Genomic DNA, 15,389 nt, shown 5'->3' on the forward strand with positions numbered 1-15,389 from the left:
TCATCACTGCGGCCGGATGCGCTGTTCTTGATCCGGGATCGACGTCGACGGAGTGGAGCCAGGATCATCCTGGCTCCACTCAGTGGTGCGGGCGTGTCACTGGAACTGTGCGAAGAACCTCCAGATCTCTGCCTTGGTCCAGGTGGTGACGCCGCTTTCGCCGGAGGAGCCGTCGACCGGACCGGGGATGTGGCCTCCGTCGAAGGCGGCCCATTGGACCGGGTATCCGGCACGGCAGCCCGAGTAGGAGGTGGTGATGTGCGTTCGGCTGCCCGGTGCGGGCTCGCGCGGGCTCTGGGGGGTGCATCCGTTGTTGCGGACGAATGTGTCGCGCAGGGACCGTCCTTGCCCGATGTTGAGGACGTTGTCGCTGATGCCGTGGATTCCCAAGTAGGCGATGGGCTGGGTGCCGCCACTGCACCCGCTGATCTGGGCGCCGGAGATGACCGCTACGGCCCTGAAGACGTTCGCCCGGCTGCATGCGAGTGCGTAGCTCATACCGCCGCCCCAGCTGAATCCCGTGGCGAAGCGCTGTGCCGGGTTGACACAGAGGCCGCTCTCGATGCGCCGGATCATGTCGTCGACGAAGGTGACGTCCTCACCGCCCGAATTGGCCCAGCCGTTGCCGAGGCCCTGAGGGGCGACGAGGATCGCGCTGTTGTTCGACTGTTCCTGTTGGCCGTAGTAGGACCAGGCGTTCCCGCTCGTGCCGCCCGAGGCGACGTCGCCGGCGGTTCCGCCCCGCCAGTGGAACGCGAAGATCAGCCGGTAGCGGTGGCTGTTGTCGTAGTTGGCGGGAACCCTGAGGATGAAGCTGCGGCTCTTGCCGCCGCTCTGAATCGTGTGCGTACCGCTCGTCAGAGTCGGGGCGCTGCCGCATCCGCCGCCGCCACCGGACGACAGCTTGACCATCTGCCATTGCTGGTTGGCGCCGCCCCAGTCGGAGTACTGGACGACGTTGCCGCCGTCGGCCGTGGAGGCGCCCTGCACCTCCACCGCCTTGCCGCTGGTGCGGTTGACCAGCCGGACGTGACCCGCGTCGGAGTCGGCCAGGCGGAACTGCTGGTTGGCCCCGTTGTGGTCGGCCCACTGCTGGATCGCGGCACCGTCCGCGGTCGAGGCGCCGGCCACGTCGAGAACCTTGCCCGAATGCCGGGCCTTGAGGCGGTAGAAGCCGCCGCCGGAGTCCACGAACTGCCACTGCTGGTTGGCTCCGTCGTTGCGCGCCCACTGGCTGACCCGCGCGCCGTCGGCGGTGGACGTGCCGGAGACGTCCAGCGCCTTGCCGCTGTTGCGATTGACCAGGACGTACCAGGCATTGGTGTCCACCGTCGCCGCCTCGGCGGGCGCCGGATTCACCGCGGCGAGCATGCCGATCGCGAGGGTCGCCGCCACCACGGCGGCGACCCGGGACCACCAGCGATGTCTGCGCGGAGGGGCGGGGGAAGCCGCACCGTAGGTCTTCATCGACTCACCCTTTCGTCTGTGGCAGGTCCCATCAGGTGCGGGTCCAGCGCTGGTTGCTGCCGTTCGAGCAGGAGTAGAGCTGGATCAGGGTGCCGTTGGCGGTGCCGGCTCCGACGGCGTCGAGGCAGAGGCCGGACTGGACGCCCACGATGGATCCGTCGGAGTTGAGGCGCCATTTCTGGTTGTCGCCGCCCCAGCAGCTGTAGATCTGGACCTTGGCGCCGTTGCCGGTGCCGGCGGCGTCCAGGCACTTGTTGCCGTAGACCCTGAGCTCCCCGGCGGCGGTGTGCGTCCACCGCTGGTTGGTGCCGTTGTTGCAGTCCCACAGCTGGAGCTGGGTGCCGTCAGTGGTGCTGGTGCCGGGCACGTCCAGGCAGCGGCCCGAACCGACGCCCTTGATCGGTCCGCCGTCCGGAGGGGGCGTGGTAGAGCCGCCGTTGAGTGCGTTGAGGACGGCGCTGTAGGCGGGCTTCTTGCTGCCGTTGTCGTTGAACAGCAGCGGTGTGTGCTCCCGTCGCCAGGAGTCGCTGTCGCGCACACCCCAGACGGTGATGCCGAGGCAGCGCGGGACGGCCAGGCAGTCGTTGGTCACGTTGGCGTAGGTCGTGGGCGAGGCGCCCTGGATGTCGAGCTCGGTGATGGCCACATCGACGCCGAGGGCGGCGAAGCTCTGCAGGGTGGTGCGGAAGTTGCTGTTGTACGGGCTGTCGTTGTTGAAGTGCGACTGGAAGCCGACGCAGTCGATCGGCACGCCGCGCTGCTTGAAGTCTCGGACCATGCGGTACATGGCCTGGGTCTTGGCCCAGGTCCAGTTCTCGACGTTGTAGTCGTTGTAGCAGAGCTTGGCGGCCGGGTCGGCGGCGCGGGCGGCGCGGAAGGCGACCTCGATCCAGTCGTTGCCGGTGCGTTGCAGGTTGGAGTCGCGCCGGGCTCCCGAATTGCCGTCCTCGAAGGCCTCGTTCACGACGTCCCACTGGGTGATCTTGCCCTTGTAGTGAGCCATCACGCCGTTGATGTGGTTGATCATCGCCTGGCGCAGCGCGCTGCCGCTGAGGCTCCGCATCCAGCCGGGCTGCTGGGAGTGCCAGGCCAGGGTGTGGCCGCGCACCTGCTTGCCGTTCTGCACCGCCCAGTTGTAGACGCGGTCACCGGCGGAGAAGTCGAACCGGCCCGGCTGCGGTTCGGTGGCGTCGATCTTCATCTCGTTCTCGGCCGTCACCGAGTTGAACTCACGGCTCGCGATCGACGTGTACGCCGAGTCGCCCAGCCTGCCCGAGGCGATGGCGGTGCCGAAGTAGCGGCCGCTCTGCGCCGCCGCGGCGCCGAGCGTGTTCTCGGCGGCGTGTGCGGCCGGCGGCGGCGCGACCAGTGCGGTGACCACACCGAGGACGCCGACGACCAGCGCCAGCAGCAGGCCACGGATCTTCCGCCGGATATCGGATCTGGGAAGGGCATACGAGCCCATGACTGTGCCTCCAAGGTAGAAATCACGGAAGGACTGAAGCGCAGGGGAAATACCTCGTCCGCTCCCAGGCATGGGGGTGCTCCATCGCGGCTCAGCCGGGGGACCGCCACGCGGCGTCGCGCACCTCTCCAAGCTGCTCTCCAACTGCGCGAAGAGCCAGGTGCGCTGGTGCGAACCTCACCGGAACGAACGGGGTGGCGCAGGTGCTCTGGTGCGCGGATCTGTCGTGCAGCTGTGCGTGAATCTGCTTGGTTCGACATCTCGGACTGAGGCCGGGTTCTCAGACAGGGATGATTGAGGTTTTGACGATGGATCGTCAATACTCCCCGCAGGAGAAGTTTCGATTTCTGCTCCGAAACATTCGGGAGCGGGCGGGCCGGACGACGAACCCCCGGCGCCCACATCGACGGATGCCGTAGGGCCGAGGCGAGGCGCTGTTTGTGGACAGATCGGCTACAGGCCTTGACCAGAGGGCTCCACATTCCTAGCTTGTGGCGTCAACGCTTCCGGGAATTCTTCGAAACGTTTCGAGATCGTCCCCGCCCCCGGCAGTCCGCTCCGCGGTTCATCGGGGTCACCTCACCCCCGCCCCCCGAAGGAGGCCCTCTGATGTGGTTTCACCACCCGTCCCCGGTCCGTCTGAGACGCTTACTCGCCGTCCTTGCGCCCTTGCTGCTCGTGGCCACCTTCCTCGGTGCCCAGCCCGCCGGCGCGGCGACCGTAGACCCCAACGCCTCGTATGTGCTGGTCAACCGCAACAGCGGCAAGGCCCTGGACGTCTACAACATGGCGACCGGCGACGGCGCCCGCATCACCCAGTGGACCAGGAACGATCAGGCCCAGCAGCAGTGGCAGTTCGTCGATTCCGGGGGCGGCTACTACCGCATCAAGTCCCGCCACTCGGGCAAGGTGCTGGACGTCCACAACTGGTCCACCGCGAACGGCGGCTCGATCGTCCAGTGGACCGACCTGAATGCCACCAACCAGCAGTGGCGGCTGGCCGACAGCTCGGACGGCTACGTGCGGCTCATCTCGCGCCACAGCAACAAGGCTCTCGAAGTACAAGGCGCCTCCACCGCCGACAACGGGAACATCGTCCAGTACGACGACTGGGGCGGCACCAACCAGCAGTGGCAGCTCGTCAGGGTCGGCGGCGGCAACCCCGGCACGTGTGATCTTCCGTCGACGTACCGCTGGACATCGACGGGCGCGCTGGCGCAGCCCAAGGCCGGGTGGGCCTCGCTCAAGGACTTCACCGTCGCCCCCTACAACGGCAAGCATCTCGTCTATGCGACGACGCACGGCGCCGCGGGAACGGGAGCGGGCTGGGGTTCGATGAACTTCGGCCTGTTCACCAACTGGCCGGAGATGGCCTCGGCCAGCCAGAACACGATGTCGACTTCCACCGTCGCGCCCACGCTCTTCTACTTCGCGCCGAAGAACATCTGGGTGCTCGCCTACCAGTGGGGAGGTGGGAGCGCCTTCTCCTACCGGACGTCGAGCGACCCCACCAACCCCAATGGCTGGTCAGCACAGAAGGTGCTCTTCTCCGGAAGCATCACCGGCTCCGACACCGGCCCCATCGACCAGACGCTCATCGCTGACGGCCAGAACATGTACCTGTTCTTCGCCGGTGACAACGGCAAGATCTACCGGGCCAGCATGCCGATCGGGAACTTCCCGAGCAGTTTCGGCTCGACCTACACGACGATCATGAGCGACACGAAGAACAACCTGTTCGAAGCCCCGCAGGTCTACAAGCTCCAGGGCCAGAACCGCTACCTCATGATCGTCGAGGCGATCGGCTCGCAGGGCCGCTACTTCCGCTCGTTCACGGCAACCAGTCTGAACGGCTCATGGACGCCCCAGGCCGCGACCGAGAGCAACCCCTTCGCCGGCAAGGCCAACAGCGGCGCCACCTGGACCAACGACATCAGCCATGGCGAACTGATCCGCACCAGCGCCGATCAGACCTTCACCGTCGATCCCTGCAACCTGCAGCTCCTCTACCAGGGACGCAACCCCAACTCCGGCGGCGAATACGGACATTGGCCCTACCGTCCGGGTCTGCTGAAACTGCGGCGCTGACGGCGTGACACGGGTCCGGCTCCGGTATGGAGCCGGCGTGGCGGGCTCGGCGGAACGCCGAGCCCGCCCTCGTCACGCGACAACGTCAGCGCTCATACGGCGACGGGGAGCGGGGTCGGGCAACGCTCACCCGACCGAGGGCCGTCCCGTAAAGCGGTGCGGTGCCGCCGCCGGTGGCGCTTGCCAACGGTCCAGGCGCACCGGGTCGCCTGGTGCGCTGCGGCGGACGAGCCAGACATTGGTGATGGGGGTGGACATCGCCTCGGCCGCACCGCTCGGGTCGTGGGCGGCGATGCGCTCGTACACGCGGCGCGGTAGCGCCCTGATCGCGGCTCATGCCGAGGGAGGTGTCTGCGGCGGAGTCCTGCCGTTTCGCGGAGAACCCTTCGCCCCGAGGAGCCCCGCCCGTGAACGCCGGTCCGGCCGCCCCGAGGGCGACCGGATACAGTGCGCGAGACGGCAGCCCGGTCAGGGAGGGGAAGCGTGACCGACACCAGCAGCACCCGATCCGCCGACAGCGAAGCGCAAGCTCCGCGGCAGAGCCGACTGCACCGCCTGATGCGCTACCTTCCCCTGATCGCCCCCGTCCTGCTGTGGACCGTGCCCTGCTGGGTGCTCCTGTACACCGGCCAGCACTGGCCGCTGCCCGTCACGCTGGCCGGCACCGCCCTGTTCGCCCTCGGCCTCGTCGGTATGCCGCTCGCGATGGCGCGCGGCCACGGCCGGCGCCAGCAGGACCGGGCGGCGATCGTCGGGGACACCCTGCTGGGCACCAGCTGGGTGCTGTTCACCTGGTCCGTTCTGATCGGCGTCCTGTTGCGGCTCGCCCTGACCGTGGCGGGCGTCGGCGAGAGTCAGGACCGGGCCCGAATGGTCACCTGGGCCGTCCTCGGCATGACCGCCGTACTACTCGCCTGGGGGTACGCCGAAGCCCGCCGCGTGCCGCGCGTGCGCCGGCTCGACGTGCAACTCCCCCGGCTGGGTGCCGGGTTGGACGGCACCCGCGTCGTCCTCATCACCGACACCCACTACGGCCCGCTCGATCGCACTCGCTGGTCGGAACGGGTGTGCGAGACGGTGAACACGCTGGAAGCCGACCTGGTCTGCCACACCGGCGACATCGCGGACGGCACGGCCGAACGCCGCCGCGCCCAGGCCCTCCCACTCGGTACCGTGCGGGCCACCCGGGCCCGGGTCTACGTCACCGGCAACCACGAGTACTACAGCGAGGCCCAGGGCTGGGTCGACCTGATGGGCGAGCTGGGCTGGGAGCCCCTGCGCAACCGCCACCTGCTGCTCGAACGCGGAGGCGACACCCTCGTGGTCGCCGGCGTGGATGACGTCACCGCCGAGTCCTCCGGCCTGGCAGGCCACCGCGCCCACCTCGCCGACGCCCTGAACGGCGCCGACCCCGACCTACCCGTCCTGCTCCTGGCACACCAGCCCAAGTTCGTCGACCGGGCGGCGGCCGACGGCGTCGACCTCCAACTCTCCGGCCACACCCACGGCGGCCAGATCTGGCCCTTCCACCACTTGGTCCGCATCGACCAGCCCGCCGTCGCCGGCCTCAGCCACCACGGCACCCGCACTCTCCTTTACACCAGCCGCGGCACCGGCTTCTGGGGCCCGCCGTTCCGCGTCTTCGCCCCCAGCGAGATCACCCTCCTCGTGCTCCGCTCCCCGTCAGGCGCCTTTCCCTCAGCCTGATACCTCGACCGAGCCCGACTCCCCGATTCGTCCCACTGGTGTACCCGTCCTGACCAGTGCTTCCGGACCAATCGCGGACCTAACTGTGCGGAGCAGTGAGCGCTGTTGCGGGCAGGTGATGGTCGGCCCTGCATGCGTACGACCTGCTGAAGCACCCAGGGGTCTGGGAGGCCACATGGATCCCGTTCACCGCCGACGAACCTGACGACCCGTTCACCGGGACCTTCATCGACGCCTCGACGGGGCTGGCCGGGTCGTGGAATCGGCAGGACTTCTCCCACCTCTACGACGACGGCAGCACCCTGGCCGGGTACCTGACTGAGGTGGCCGACGAACTTCAGGCGCTTCACTGACGGCGGTCCCCCGCGCGCAGGACTGGACCAATTCCGCACAGTCGCCCATGATGACGGTGCCATGACAACGCACGCCTCAGGGTGGTGACCGTGCGCGGATCCTTCATCAGGGCCATGACCACACTGGCCGCCGCACTCCTCGTAGTGCCCCTGGCACCCAAGGCCGAGGCAGCCGTCGGGCAACAACCCGCCCCCGAGGCCGGCGCCCGGCCCGATATCGCCGCGACCGCGTCGGACTGGACGCCGCCGCTCAGCACGCGGGGTCGCTGGATCGTCGACGCGGACGGCGACCGCTTCAAGCTGCGGTCCGGCAACTGGCACGGAGCCAGCGGCACCTGGAACGGCTCGGGAAGCCCGGACGAGGACGCCAACCACCACGCGGGGGAGAACTCCGGCCGGATACCGCTCGGCCTGGACCGTGCTCCCATGGCCGAGATCATCGCCGGCTTCCGGGAGATCGGAATCAACAGCATCCGGCTGCCCTTCTCCAACGAGATGGTCCACGACAGCCGTCCCGTCACGGACGATTCCGTGGCCGCCAATCCCTCCCTGCGCGGCAGGACCCCACTACAGGTGTACGACGTCGTGGTACGGGAACTCACCGCCGCCGGGCTCGCGGTGATCCTGAACAACCACACCAACACCACACGCTGGTGCTGCGGAGTCGACGGCAACGAACGCTGGAACGCGAGCCAGTCCGCCGAGACCTGGGAGAACGACTGGCTCTTCATGGCGCGCCGCTACCGGGACAACCGACGCGTCGTCGGCGCCGACCTCTACAACGAGGTGCGCCGCACTGTCTGGGACGATCCCAACTGGGGGCTCGGTGACAACCACGACTGGTTCGCCGCCTCCCAGCGCGTCGGTGACCGCATCCTGACGGAGGCCGACCCCGACCTCCTGATCATCGTGGAGGGCATCAACTGGACCGGTGTCCCCGTCGACGGACTCCCCCACGAGCGCCCCACGCTGGAGCCCGTACGCCGCCTCTCCCACACGCTTGTCGACTCCGGCAAGCTCGTGTATTCCGCTCACTTCTACGACTACACGGGCCCCAACCACAGCGGCGCCACCGGCACGGGCGAGACCAGTGACCCCCGCTACCGCGACCTGAGCCCCGCCGAACTGATCAAGGTGCTGGACCGCCAGGCCTTCTTCGTGACCGCGGAGACGGACCGGCACTTCACCGCGCCTGTCTGGATCAGCGAGTTCGGTGTCGGTGGCCGGGGAGAGACCGGTGACAAGCAGCGGGCCTGGTTCGGGAACTTCGTCGACCATCTGATCCGTACCGACGCCGACTTCGCGTACTGGCCGCTCGTCGGCTGGCACGAGAACCGCAAGGGCAACGGCTGGGCCCTTCTGCACTGGGACGCCGAGGGCCGCCGCATGGGCCTGTACGACGGCGACGACTGGCGGGCCGCCGTCTGGACCCGGCTCATCCGGGCCCAGGGTCGCACCGGCCCGGTGGAGCCCGTGGCGGACTGGTCGATGCTCAGCCCCGATCACGGCGACTTCGTCCAGTCGCGGCGGATACGGGCCCTGCCCGACTGGGACTCCGGCGCCCGCAAAGCGGTGTGCCCCGACGGGCAGCGGCTGGTCGGCCTCAGTCACACCGGCAGCCGGGGCCTGTGCTCGGACGTGTCCACCGGCCCCTTGTGGGACCCGGCCGGCGGACACGTCGTGGTCGTCGACGACCGGTACGTCAGGCCGGGCCACGACTGGGCGTCCGGATACACCAAACTCCAGTGCCCCGACGGCCACTTCCTGACGGGCTACAGCGTCCGCGGCTCCGCCGTCTCCGCCGCCCTGTGCGCGGCCGCTCCGGTCGGCCGGCTCGGCACGAGCGGCCGCACCGTCTGGTTCGACCGGGGCGACAACAGGGGCTCGGGCGCCAAAGGCGGCGACTTCGCGCAGGGCCGCTTCAAGGGCCAGTGCGCGGATGACGAGTACGCGGCCGGGATCGCGTACACGGGCCGGGTGGGCTCAGCACGGACTCCGGACGCGCTGTACTGCCGAAAACTGCGCTGAGCTGCTGCGTCATCAGGGCCATCGTGCCCGGGCTCCCGGAGCGGTTCGGGGCGCCGCCAGGTCCTACGGCACCCGGTCGGCTCGTCTCGTCCCCTACCCGTCGCCCGACAGGGTCCGCAGCGCCGACGTAACGGCCTCGGCCATCGCCCGCCGCGCCGCGGTAAGGGCCGGACGGGGGTCGACCGACGCGGGTGCCCCGGCGAGTGCGTCGCGGACCGCACCGGTGAAGGCGGCGTTCAGTGCCGTACCGATGTTGATCTTGACCATGCCGGACGCCACCGCCTGCCTGAGCTCTGCGTCGGGCACGCCCGTCGAGCCGTGCAGGACCAGCGGCACGGGGACCGCCTTGGCGAGGCGGGCGATGAGACCGTGGTCCAGCCGGGCGGTACGTGTGGTCATCGCGTGGGAGCTGCCGACCGCGACGGCCAGTGCGTCGACCCCGGTCGCGGACACGAAGTCGCGCGCCTGATCGGGCTCCGTACGTGCCGAGGGTGCGTGCACACCGTCCTTGCCGCCGATCTCGCCGAGTTCCGCCTCCAGCCACAGACCCTGGGCATGTGCCCACCGTGCCGCGGCGCGCGTGGCGGCGACATTCTCGGTGTGCGGCAGCGCGGACGCGTCGAACATGACGGATCCGAAGCCGCAGTCCGCGGCGCGGCGCAGCAGCGCTTCGTCGGTGACATGGTCGAGGTGCAGGGCCACGGGGACGGTGGCCGCCTCGGCGAGCGCGGCGGTGGCGCGGGCTATCGGGGCGAGCCGGCCGCCGTGGAACCGCACGGCGTTCTCGCTGATCTGGCAGATGACCGGGCGGCCCGCGGCTTCCGCCCCGGTGACCACGGCCTCGGCGTGCTCCAGCGTGATCACGTTGAACGCGCCGACGGCCCGTCCCTCGCGGCACGCGGAGCTCACCACGTCGGCGGTCGGAGTCAGCGGCACGGACGGCCTCCTGTGGAGGTACACGAGGGCCGCGACAGCCGCAGGGGCAGGGACAGCGGCAGCGGCATCGACTTGCGAAACGTGCATGGTTCTGCTCGTTTGTGGACCATAAAACACCCAATCAAGCGCTGTGGTTTCATGGAGGTGCGCACATCGGGGCGCACATCACCGACAGGGAGTTGTGAGACATGGCGGCACCACAGGCCCGGTGGAGCGCGCTGCTGGAGATGCTGACGCGCGACGGACGGATCGAAGTCGAACCGGCTGCCGAGGAGTTGGGGGTCTCCGCCGCGACGATCAGGCGCGACCTCGACGAGCTGGCCCGCCAGCAGATGGTCACCCGCACGCACGGCGGCGCCGTGATCAACGCGATCGCCTACGACCTGCCGCTGCGTTACAAGGCCGCGCGCAAGGCTCCGGAGAAGGAGCGGATCGCGGACGCGGCCGCCGGGCTGGTCAAGGCCGGCGCCGTGGTGGGGCTCAACGGCGGCACCACGACCACCGAGGTGGCGCGGGCCCTGGCCACCCGGGCCGACCTGAGTTCCGGCGGCGCGGAGACGGCGGTCACCGTGGTGACCAACGCCCTGAACATCGCCAACGAACTGGTCGTACGGCGCCACGTGAAGCTCGTGGTGACCGGCGGGGTGGCCAGGCCGGCGTCCTACGAGCTGATCGGGCCGCTGGCCACCGAACTGCTCGCGGAGATCGCACTGGACCAGGTCTTCATCGGGGTGGACGCCATCGACGTGGCCCACGGGGCGACCGCCCACCACGAGGGGGAGGCCAGCATCAACCGGGCGCTGGCCCGCCGCGCGCAGCAGGTCGTCGCGGTCGCCGACTCCTCCAAGCTGGACCGGCGGGCCTTCGCCCGCATCTGCCCGGTGGAGGACATCGACGTCCTGGTCACCGACAAGGGCGCCTCGGACGAGCTGACCGAGTCGTTCACGGCGGCCGGTGTGGAGGTCATCCGCGCCTGACACCGCACGCCGCGTCCGTGGCCTTCCCGGCCACGGCCTCGGCTCCGATGCGCATCCCGGTGTCATCCCCGGACGCCGCCCGCGGTCAGGCCCGCGACGAGGTGGCGCTCCACGAAGACGAACAGCACCACCACGGGCACGATCGCGACGAGCGACGTGGCGAACAGGTACTGCCACTGCTCGTGGTACGAGGTGACGAAGCCGGGAATCGCCTTGGTCAGGGTCATCCGGTCGCTGGACGAGGTGACGGTGAGCGCCACCACGTACTCGTTCCACGCGCTGATGAAGGTGTAGACGAGCGCGGTCACCACACCGGGCATCGCGAGGGGCAGGACGACACGGGTGAGGGAGCCGAGCCGCCCGGTGCCGTCGAGCCAGGCCGCCTCCTCCAGCTCCCGGGGGATGCTCGCGAAGTACGCGTTGAGGATCCACACGCAGAACGGCAGGTTGAACGCCGCGTTCACCAGGATGAGGCCTTCAGCGGTGTCGGTCAGGTCGAGGCTGACCATCTCCCGGTAGATGCCGACCAGCAGCGCGGTGGGAGCGAACATCTGGGTGACGAGTACGAGCAGCAGGAAGGCACCGCGCCCACGGAAGCGGTGCCGGGCGGTGTAGTACGCGGCGGGCATCCCGACGGCCAGGGCGAGCAGCGTCGAGGCCCCCGCGACGTACAGCGAGAACATCAGCGCGTCCGCGACGCGCGGGTCGGTGAGCGACCAGATGTGAGTGAAGTTCGACCACTCCCACTGGGAGGGCAGATAGGACGGCGGGGACTTCATCAGTTCGGGCGTCGGTTTGAGCGCCGTCAGCAGCATGTGCGCGTAGGGTGCGAGAAACGCCAGCGCCACCAGCCATCCGACGGCGGTGAGCAGGACGGTGCGCAACTTCATCGGTCCTCGCCGCGGTCTGCGCGGCGCGGCTTTGCGGTGTGCGGCTTTGCGGGGGATGACGGCGGTCCTGCTCACGGGGTGTCCTCCTGTCGGCGGACGACGCGCAGATAGACCAGCACCACAGCGAGGATCAGCCCGAAGTTGACGACGGCCATGGCGGCCGACTCCCCCACCGACTGGTTGTCGAAGGCGAGTTTGTACAGGTAGGTGGTGGTCGTGTCGGTGGCGAAGCCGGGGCCGCCGCGCGTCATGGCCCAGATGATGGGGAACGAGTTGAACACGTTGATGACGTTGATGATCGCGGCGACCACCAGTGCGGGCCGCAGCAGTGGCAGGGTGATGCCCAGGTAGCCGCGGAGCGGGCCGGCGCCGTCCACCCGCGCCGCCTCGTACACCTCGGCCGGAATGCTCTGCAGGCCGGCCAGCAGGACGAACGAGGTGAACGGCAGCGAGACGAACACCGCCACGCCCATCATCGCGACCAGGGCCTGCCCCGGGTTGGCCAGCCAGTTGACGGGCGCGTCCAGGACGCCGAGGTCCATGAGCAGCCGGTTGATCACGCCGTAGAAGTTGTTGAGCATCCAGCGCCAGATGAGTGCCGTCATCAGCACGGACGAGGCCCAGGGCACGATCAGCGCCCACCGCACCAGCCGGCGCCCGGGGAACTTGGAGTTCAGCAGTTGAGCCAGGCCGAGCGAGACCACCATCGTGACGGTGACGACCCCGACGACCCACACGACGGTGCGCAGCAGCACTCCGGGCAGGTCGCCCTCGGCGAACAGGTCGGTGTAGTTGCGGACTCCGGCGAACCCCTGGGACAGACCCGTGGAGCTCACCCGCGTCAGGGACGTACGGATCATCTCGACGACCGGCCAGACGACCATGGTCAGGATGAGGAGGGTGGCGGGACCGAGCCACAACAGTGGCTCCAGCGCGCGCCATGTCCTGCGGCCGCGGCGCGGCGAGGGCGGCGGCGGTGGCGCCGCCGGGGCCGGGTTCTCGGCCCCGGCGGCGCTCACGGTGACATCGTGTACGGCCACCGGGGTCAGTCGCCCTTCTGTGCGGTCTTCTGGATCTCGCCCAGGACCTTCGCCGGGTCTCCGCCCGCCACCGCCGTGCCGATGCGCTGTTTCACGGCGCCGTCGACCGCGGCCCATGCGGGGTCGTCGGTGGGGGCGAACTCGGCGCTGGAGAGGGCGTCGACGAACGGCTTGTAGTAGGCGGCGTTCTGGCTGTCGGAACTGAGCACCTCACCGGCCGACCTGGTGACCGACAGGAACCCCTCGGTGGAGACGAACTCGGCGGCGTTCTCCTTCTGGTAGAAGAAGTCGAGGAACTTCTTCACGGCAGCCTTGTTCGACCCGTCGCTCTTCTTGAACGCGACGAGGTAGTCCTGCACGCCGAGCGTCTTGTGGGTACTGCCGTCCTTGCTGGGCAGGGCCGCGACGCCGTAGTTCAGTTTCGCGTCGACCGGGTCGATGAAGCCCTTCCGCATGAAGACCGCACCGTTCAGCATGCCGATCTTGCCCTGCGCGAACTGGTTGAAGACGTCCTTGCGGTTGGTGGCCTCCGGGTTGGGCTGGGTGAGCTTGTCCTTCGTCAGTTTCCGCAGATAGGTGAGCGTGTCGACGTTGGCCTGCTGGTCGACGGCCCACTTGCCCGAGGCGTCGGTCCAGCCGCCGCCGTTGTTCATCGCCCAGATCTGGAACTCGGCCTGGGCCTCCTCGGGGCCCAGGGGCAGCCCGAGACCGATGTAACCGGCCTGCTTGATCTTCTTGGCGTCGGCCTCGACCTCGGCCCAGGTGGACGGCGGCCGGGTGATGCCCGCCTTGGCGAAGATGTCCTTGTTGTAGAAGAACAGGCGCGCGCTGGAGATGAAGGGCAGACCGTACTGGGCCCCCTTGTACTGCGCCTTCTGCCTGAACAGCGGCAGGAAGTCGGTCAGCACCTTGGGTGAGACGACGTCCTGCGCCTTGTGGACCAGGCCGTCGCGAGCGAAGTCGGAGAACTTGTTGTAGTTGAGGACGTCGGGGACCTGCTTGGTCTGGACGTACGTCTTGACCTTGGAGTCCATCTGCTCCCAGTCGACGACTTCGAGATTCACCTTGTAGCCGGGGTTGGCGGCTTCGAAGTCCTTGATCAGCGCGGTCCAGTAGGCCTGGGTGTCGTCGTCGTACTTCGCGGCGACGAATTTGATCGTCCTGCCGTCGGATCCGCCGCTGTCCGAGGAGCTGCCCTTGCCGCATCCGGTGAGGGCCAGTGCCAGGGCCAGTCCACCGGCGAGGCCTGCGAGGTGCCGTTTCACGGTGTACCTCTCCGCACGCATGGCGTGCTTCGTCCAGCGCGTGCTCGCCTGATTGCGTGCCCGCTTGCTTGTTTATGCTCGAATCTAGGTGCTATCAATCACTGAACGACATGATGCTCCAGGAAACGCACACGGTGTCAAGAGCCGCCGCATGACGCATCGGTCACGCCGTGCGCCTGAGAGGGGAGACCTCCCGATGAGTCAGACCGAGATAGAGATCGCCACCCAGCCCGACTGCTGGCGGCAGGCCGTGGCACTGGCCCGGCAGCCCGACGGCCCCGCCGCCGCGCTGCCCCGGCCCGGCGAGCGGGTGGCCGTCGTGGGCTGCGGGACGTCGTGGTTCATCGCCCAGGCCTACGCGGCACTGCGGGAATCGGGCGGCCACGGCGAGACCGACGCCTTCCCCGCCTCCGAGATACCGGCGGGGCGCGCCTACGACCGGGTGGTCGCGCTGACCCGGTCCGGCACGACGACCGAGGTGCTGGAGTTGCTCCGCCGGCTCCGCGGGCGCACCCCGACGACCGCGGTGACCGCGGTACCGGAGGCGCCGGTGAGCGAGCTGGCGGACGCCGTCGTCGCGCTCGACTTCGCCGACGAGACCTCGGTCGTCCAGACCCGGTTCGCCAGCGCGGAACTGGTCCTCCTGCGGGCGCACCTGGGCGAGGACCTGGGGCATCTGCCGCAGCAGGGGCACTCGGCGCTGGACGACCCGATGCCGGCCGGGGTGCTCGAGGCCGAGCAGTTCACCTTCCTGGGGAAGGGCTGGGCGTACGGGATCGCCCAGGAGGCGGCGCTGAAAATGCGCGAGGCCGCCTCCGCCTGGACGGAGGCCTACCCGGTGATGGAGTACCGGCACGGCCCGATCAGCGTCACCGGACCCGGCCGTGTGGCGTGGTGGTTCGGGGACCCGGCCGCCCTGCCGTCCGGTCTCGCCGACGACATCGCCCGCACCGGCGGGCAGTTGGTGGCACTCGGCCGGGACCCACTGGCGGACCTCGTCGTGGTGCAGCGACTGGCAGCCGCCCTCGCCTCGGCACGCGGTCTCGACCCGGACAATCCACGCCACCTGACCCGCTCGGTGATCCTGGCCTGACCAGGCATCCCCGGAAAGGATCCCGGGGTTCACAGAATTTACCTGTCTGTTACGAACGGTTTCCGGTCCCGCCGAGGTGT

Annotated in this window: 11 protein-coding genes; 5 read left to right on the top strand and 6 right to left on the bottom strand. The window is 69.1% G+C overall.

Annotated features, from left to right (window positions below; genetic code table 11):
* Positions 1 to 96: 96 nt before the first annotated feature.
* Complete coding sequence (locus tag ABFX81_RS21580) at positions 97 to 1,467, bottom strand: RICIN domain-containing protein (RefSeq protein WP_428837204.1); 1,371 nt, start codon at positions 1,465 to 1,467, stop codon at positions 97 to 99.
* Positions 1,468 to 1,498: 31 nt separating this feature from the next.
* A complete protein-coding gene (locus ABFX81_RS21585; RefSeq protein WP_346138501.1) occupies positions 1,499 to 2,932 on the bottom strand; it encodes an endo-1,4-beta-xylanase in 1,434 nt (477 codons plus the stop codon).
* 609 nt (positions 2,933 to 3,541) lie between these two features.
* On the opposite strand from ABFX81_RS21585, the gene ABFX81_RS21590 reads away from it, so the two are divergent.
* The 3 genes from ABFX81_RS21590 (at position 3,542) to ABFX81_RS21600 (ending at position 9,108) form a co-directional block, all read left to right on the top strand.
* Positions 3,542 to 5,020: a non-reducing end alpha-L-arabinofuranosidase family hydrolase gene (locus tag ABFX81_RS21590; RefSeq protein ID WP_346138502.1), complete on the top strand. Its 1,479-nt coding sequence runs from the start codon at positions 3,542 to 3,544 to the stop codon at positions 5,018 to 5,020.
* Positions 5,021 to 5,503: 483 nt separating this feature from the next.
* Positions 5,504 to 6,727 (top strand): metallophosphoesterase, encoded by a 1,224-nt coding sequence (locus ABFX81_RS21595; RefSeq protein ID WP_086849210.1) that lies wholly within the window; start codon positions 5,504 to 5,506, stop codon positions 6,725 to 6,727.
* 467 nt (positions 6,728 to 7,194) lie between these two features.
* On the top strand, positions 7,195 to 9,108 hold the full coding sequence (locus ABFX81_RS21600) for a glycoside hydrolase family 5 protein (protein ID WP_346138503.1): 1,914 nt from the start codon (positions 7,195 to 7,197) through the stop codon (positions 9,106 to 9,108).
* 93 nt (positions 9,109 to 9,201) lie between these two features.
* On the opposite strand, the gene ABFX81_RS21605 is transcribed toward ABFX81_RS21600, so the two are convergent.
* Complete coding sequence (locus tag ABFX81_RS21605) at positions 9,202 to 10,044, bottom strand: ketose-bisphosphate aldolase (protein ID WP_086849215.1); 843 nt, start codon at positions 10,042 to 10,044, stop codon at positions 9,202 to 9,204.
* A gap of 188 nt (positions 10,045 to 10,232) precedes the next feature.
* On the opposite strand from ABFX81_RS21605, the gene ABFX81_RS21610 reads away from it, so the two are divergent.
* Entirely contained in the window at positions 10,233 to 11,021 is a 789-nt protein-coding gene (locus tag ABFX81_RS21610) for a DeoR/GlpR family DNA-binding transcription regulator (protein ID WP_086849218.1), read from the top strand.
* 62 nt (positions 11,022 to 11,083) lie between these two features.
* Here the strand turns inward: ABFX81_RS21610 and ABFX81_RS21615 are convergent, their stop codons facing one another.
* The 3 genes from ABFX81_RS21615 to ABFX81_RS21625 all read right to left on the bottom strand — a co-directional run bounded on the left by ABFX81_RS21615 (position 11,084) and on the right by ABFX81_RS21625 (position 14,237).
* Entirely contained in the window at positions 11,084 to 11,911 is an 828-nt protein-coding gene (locus ABFX81_RS21615; protein WP_086849220.1) for an ABC transporter permease subunit, read from the bottom strand.
* 71 nt (positions 11,912 to 11,982) lie between these two features.
* Entirely contained in the window at positions 11,983 to 12,930 is a 948-nt protein-coding gene (locus ABFX81_RS21620) for a carbohydrate ABC transporter permease (protein ID WP_346138504.1), read from the bottom strand.
* Between the two features lie 26 nt (positions 12,931 to 12,956).
* Positions 12,957 to 14,237 carry an extracellular solute-binding protein gene (locus ABFX81_RS21625; protein ID WP_346138506.1) on the bottom strand — a complete coding sequence of 427 codons (1,281 nt, stop codon included), beginning with the start codon at positions 14,235 to 14,237 and terminating at the stop codon, positions 12,957 to 12,959.
* Between the two features lie 175 nt (positions 14,238 to 14,412).
* On the opposite strand from ABFX81_RS21625, the gene ABFX81_RS21630 reads away from it, so the two are divergent.
* On the top strand, positions 14,413 to 15,309 hold the full coding sequence (locus ABFX81_RS21630) for an SIS domain-containing protein (RefSeq protein ID WP_086849224.1): 897 nt from the start codon (positions 14,413 to 14,415) through the stop codon (positions 15,307 to 15,309).
* The last annotated feature ends 80 nt before the right edge of the window (positions 15,310 to 15,389 follow it).

It is taken from the genome of Streptomyces coeruleofuscus (assembly GCF_039532725.1).
Classification (GTDB): domain Bacteria; phylum Actinomycetota; class Actinomycetes; order Streptomycetales; family Streptomycetaceae; genus Streptomyces; species Streptomyces coeruleofuscus.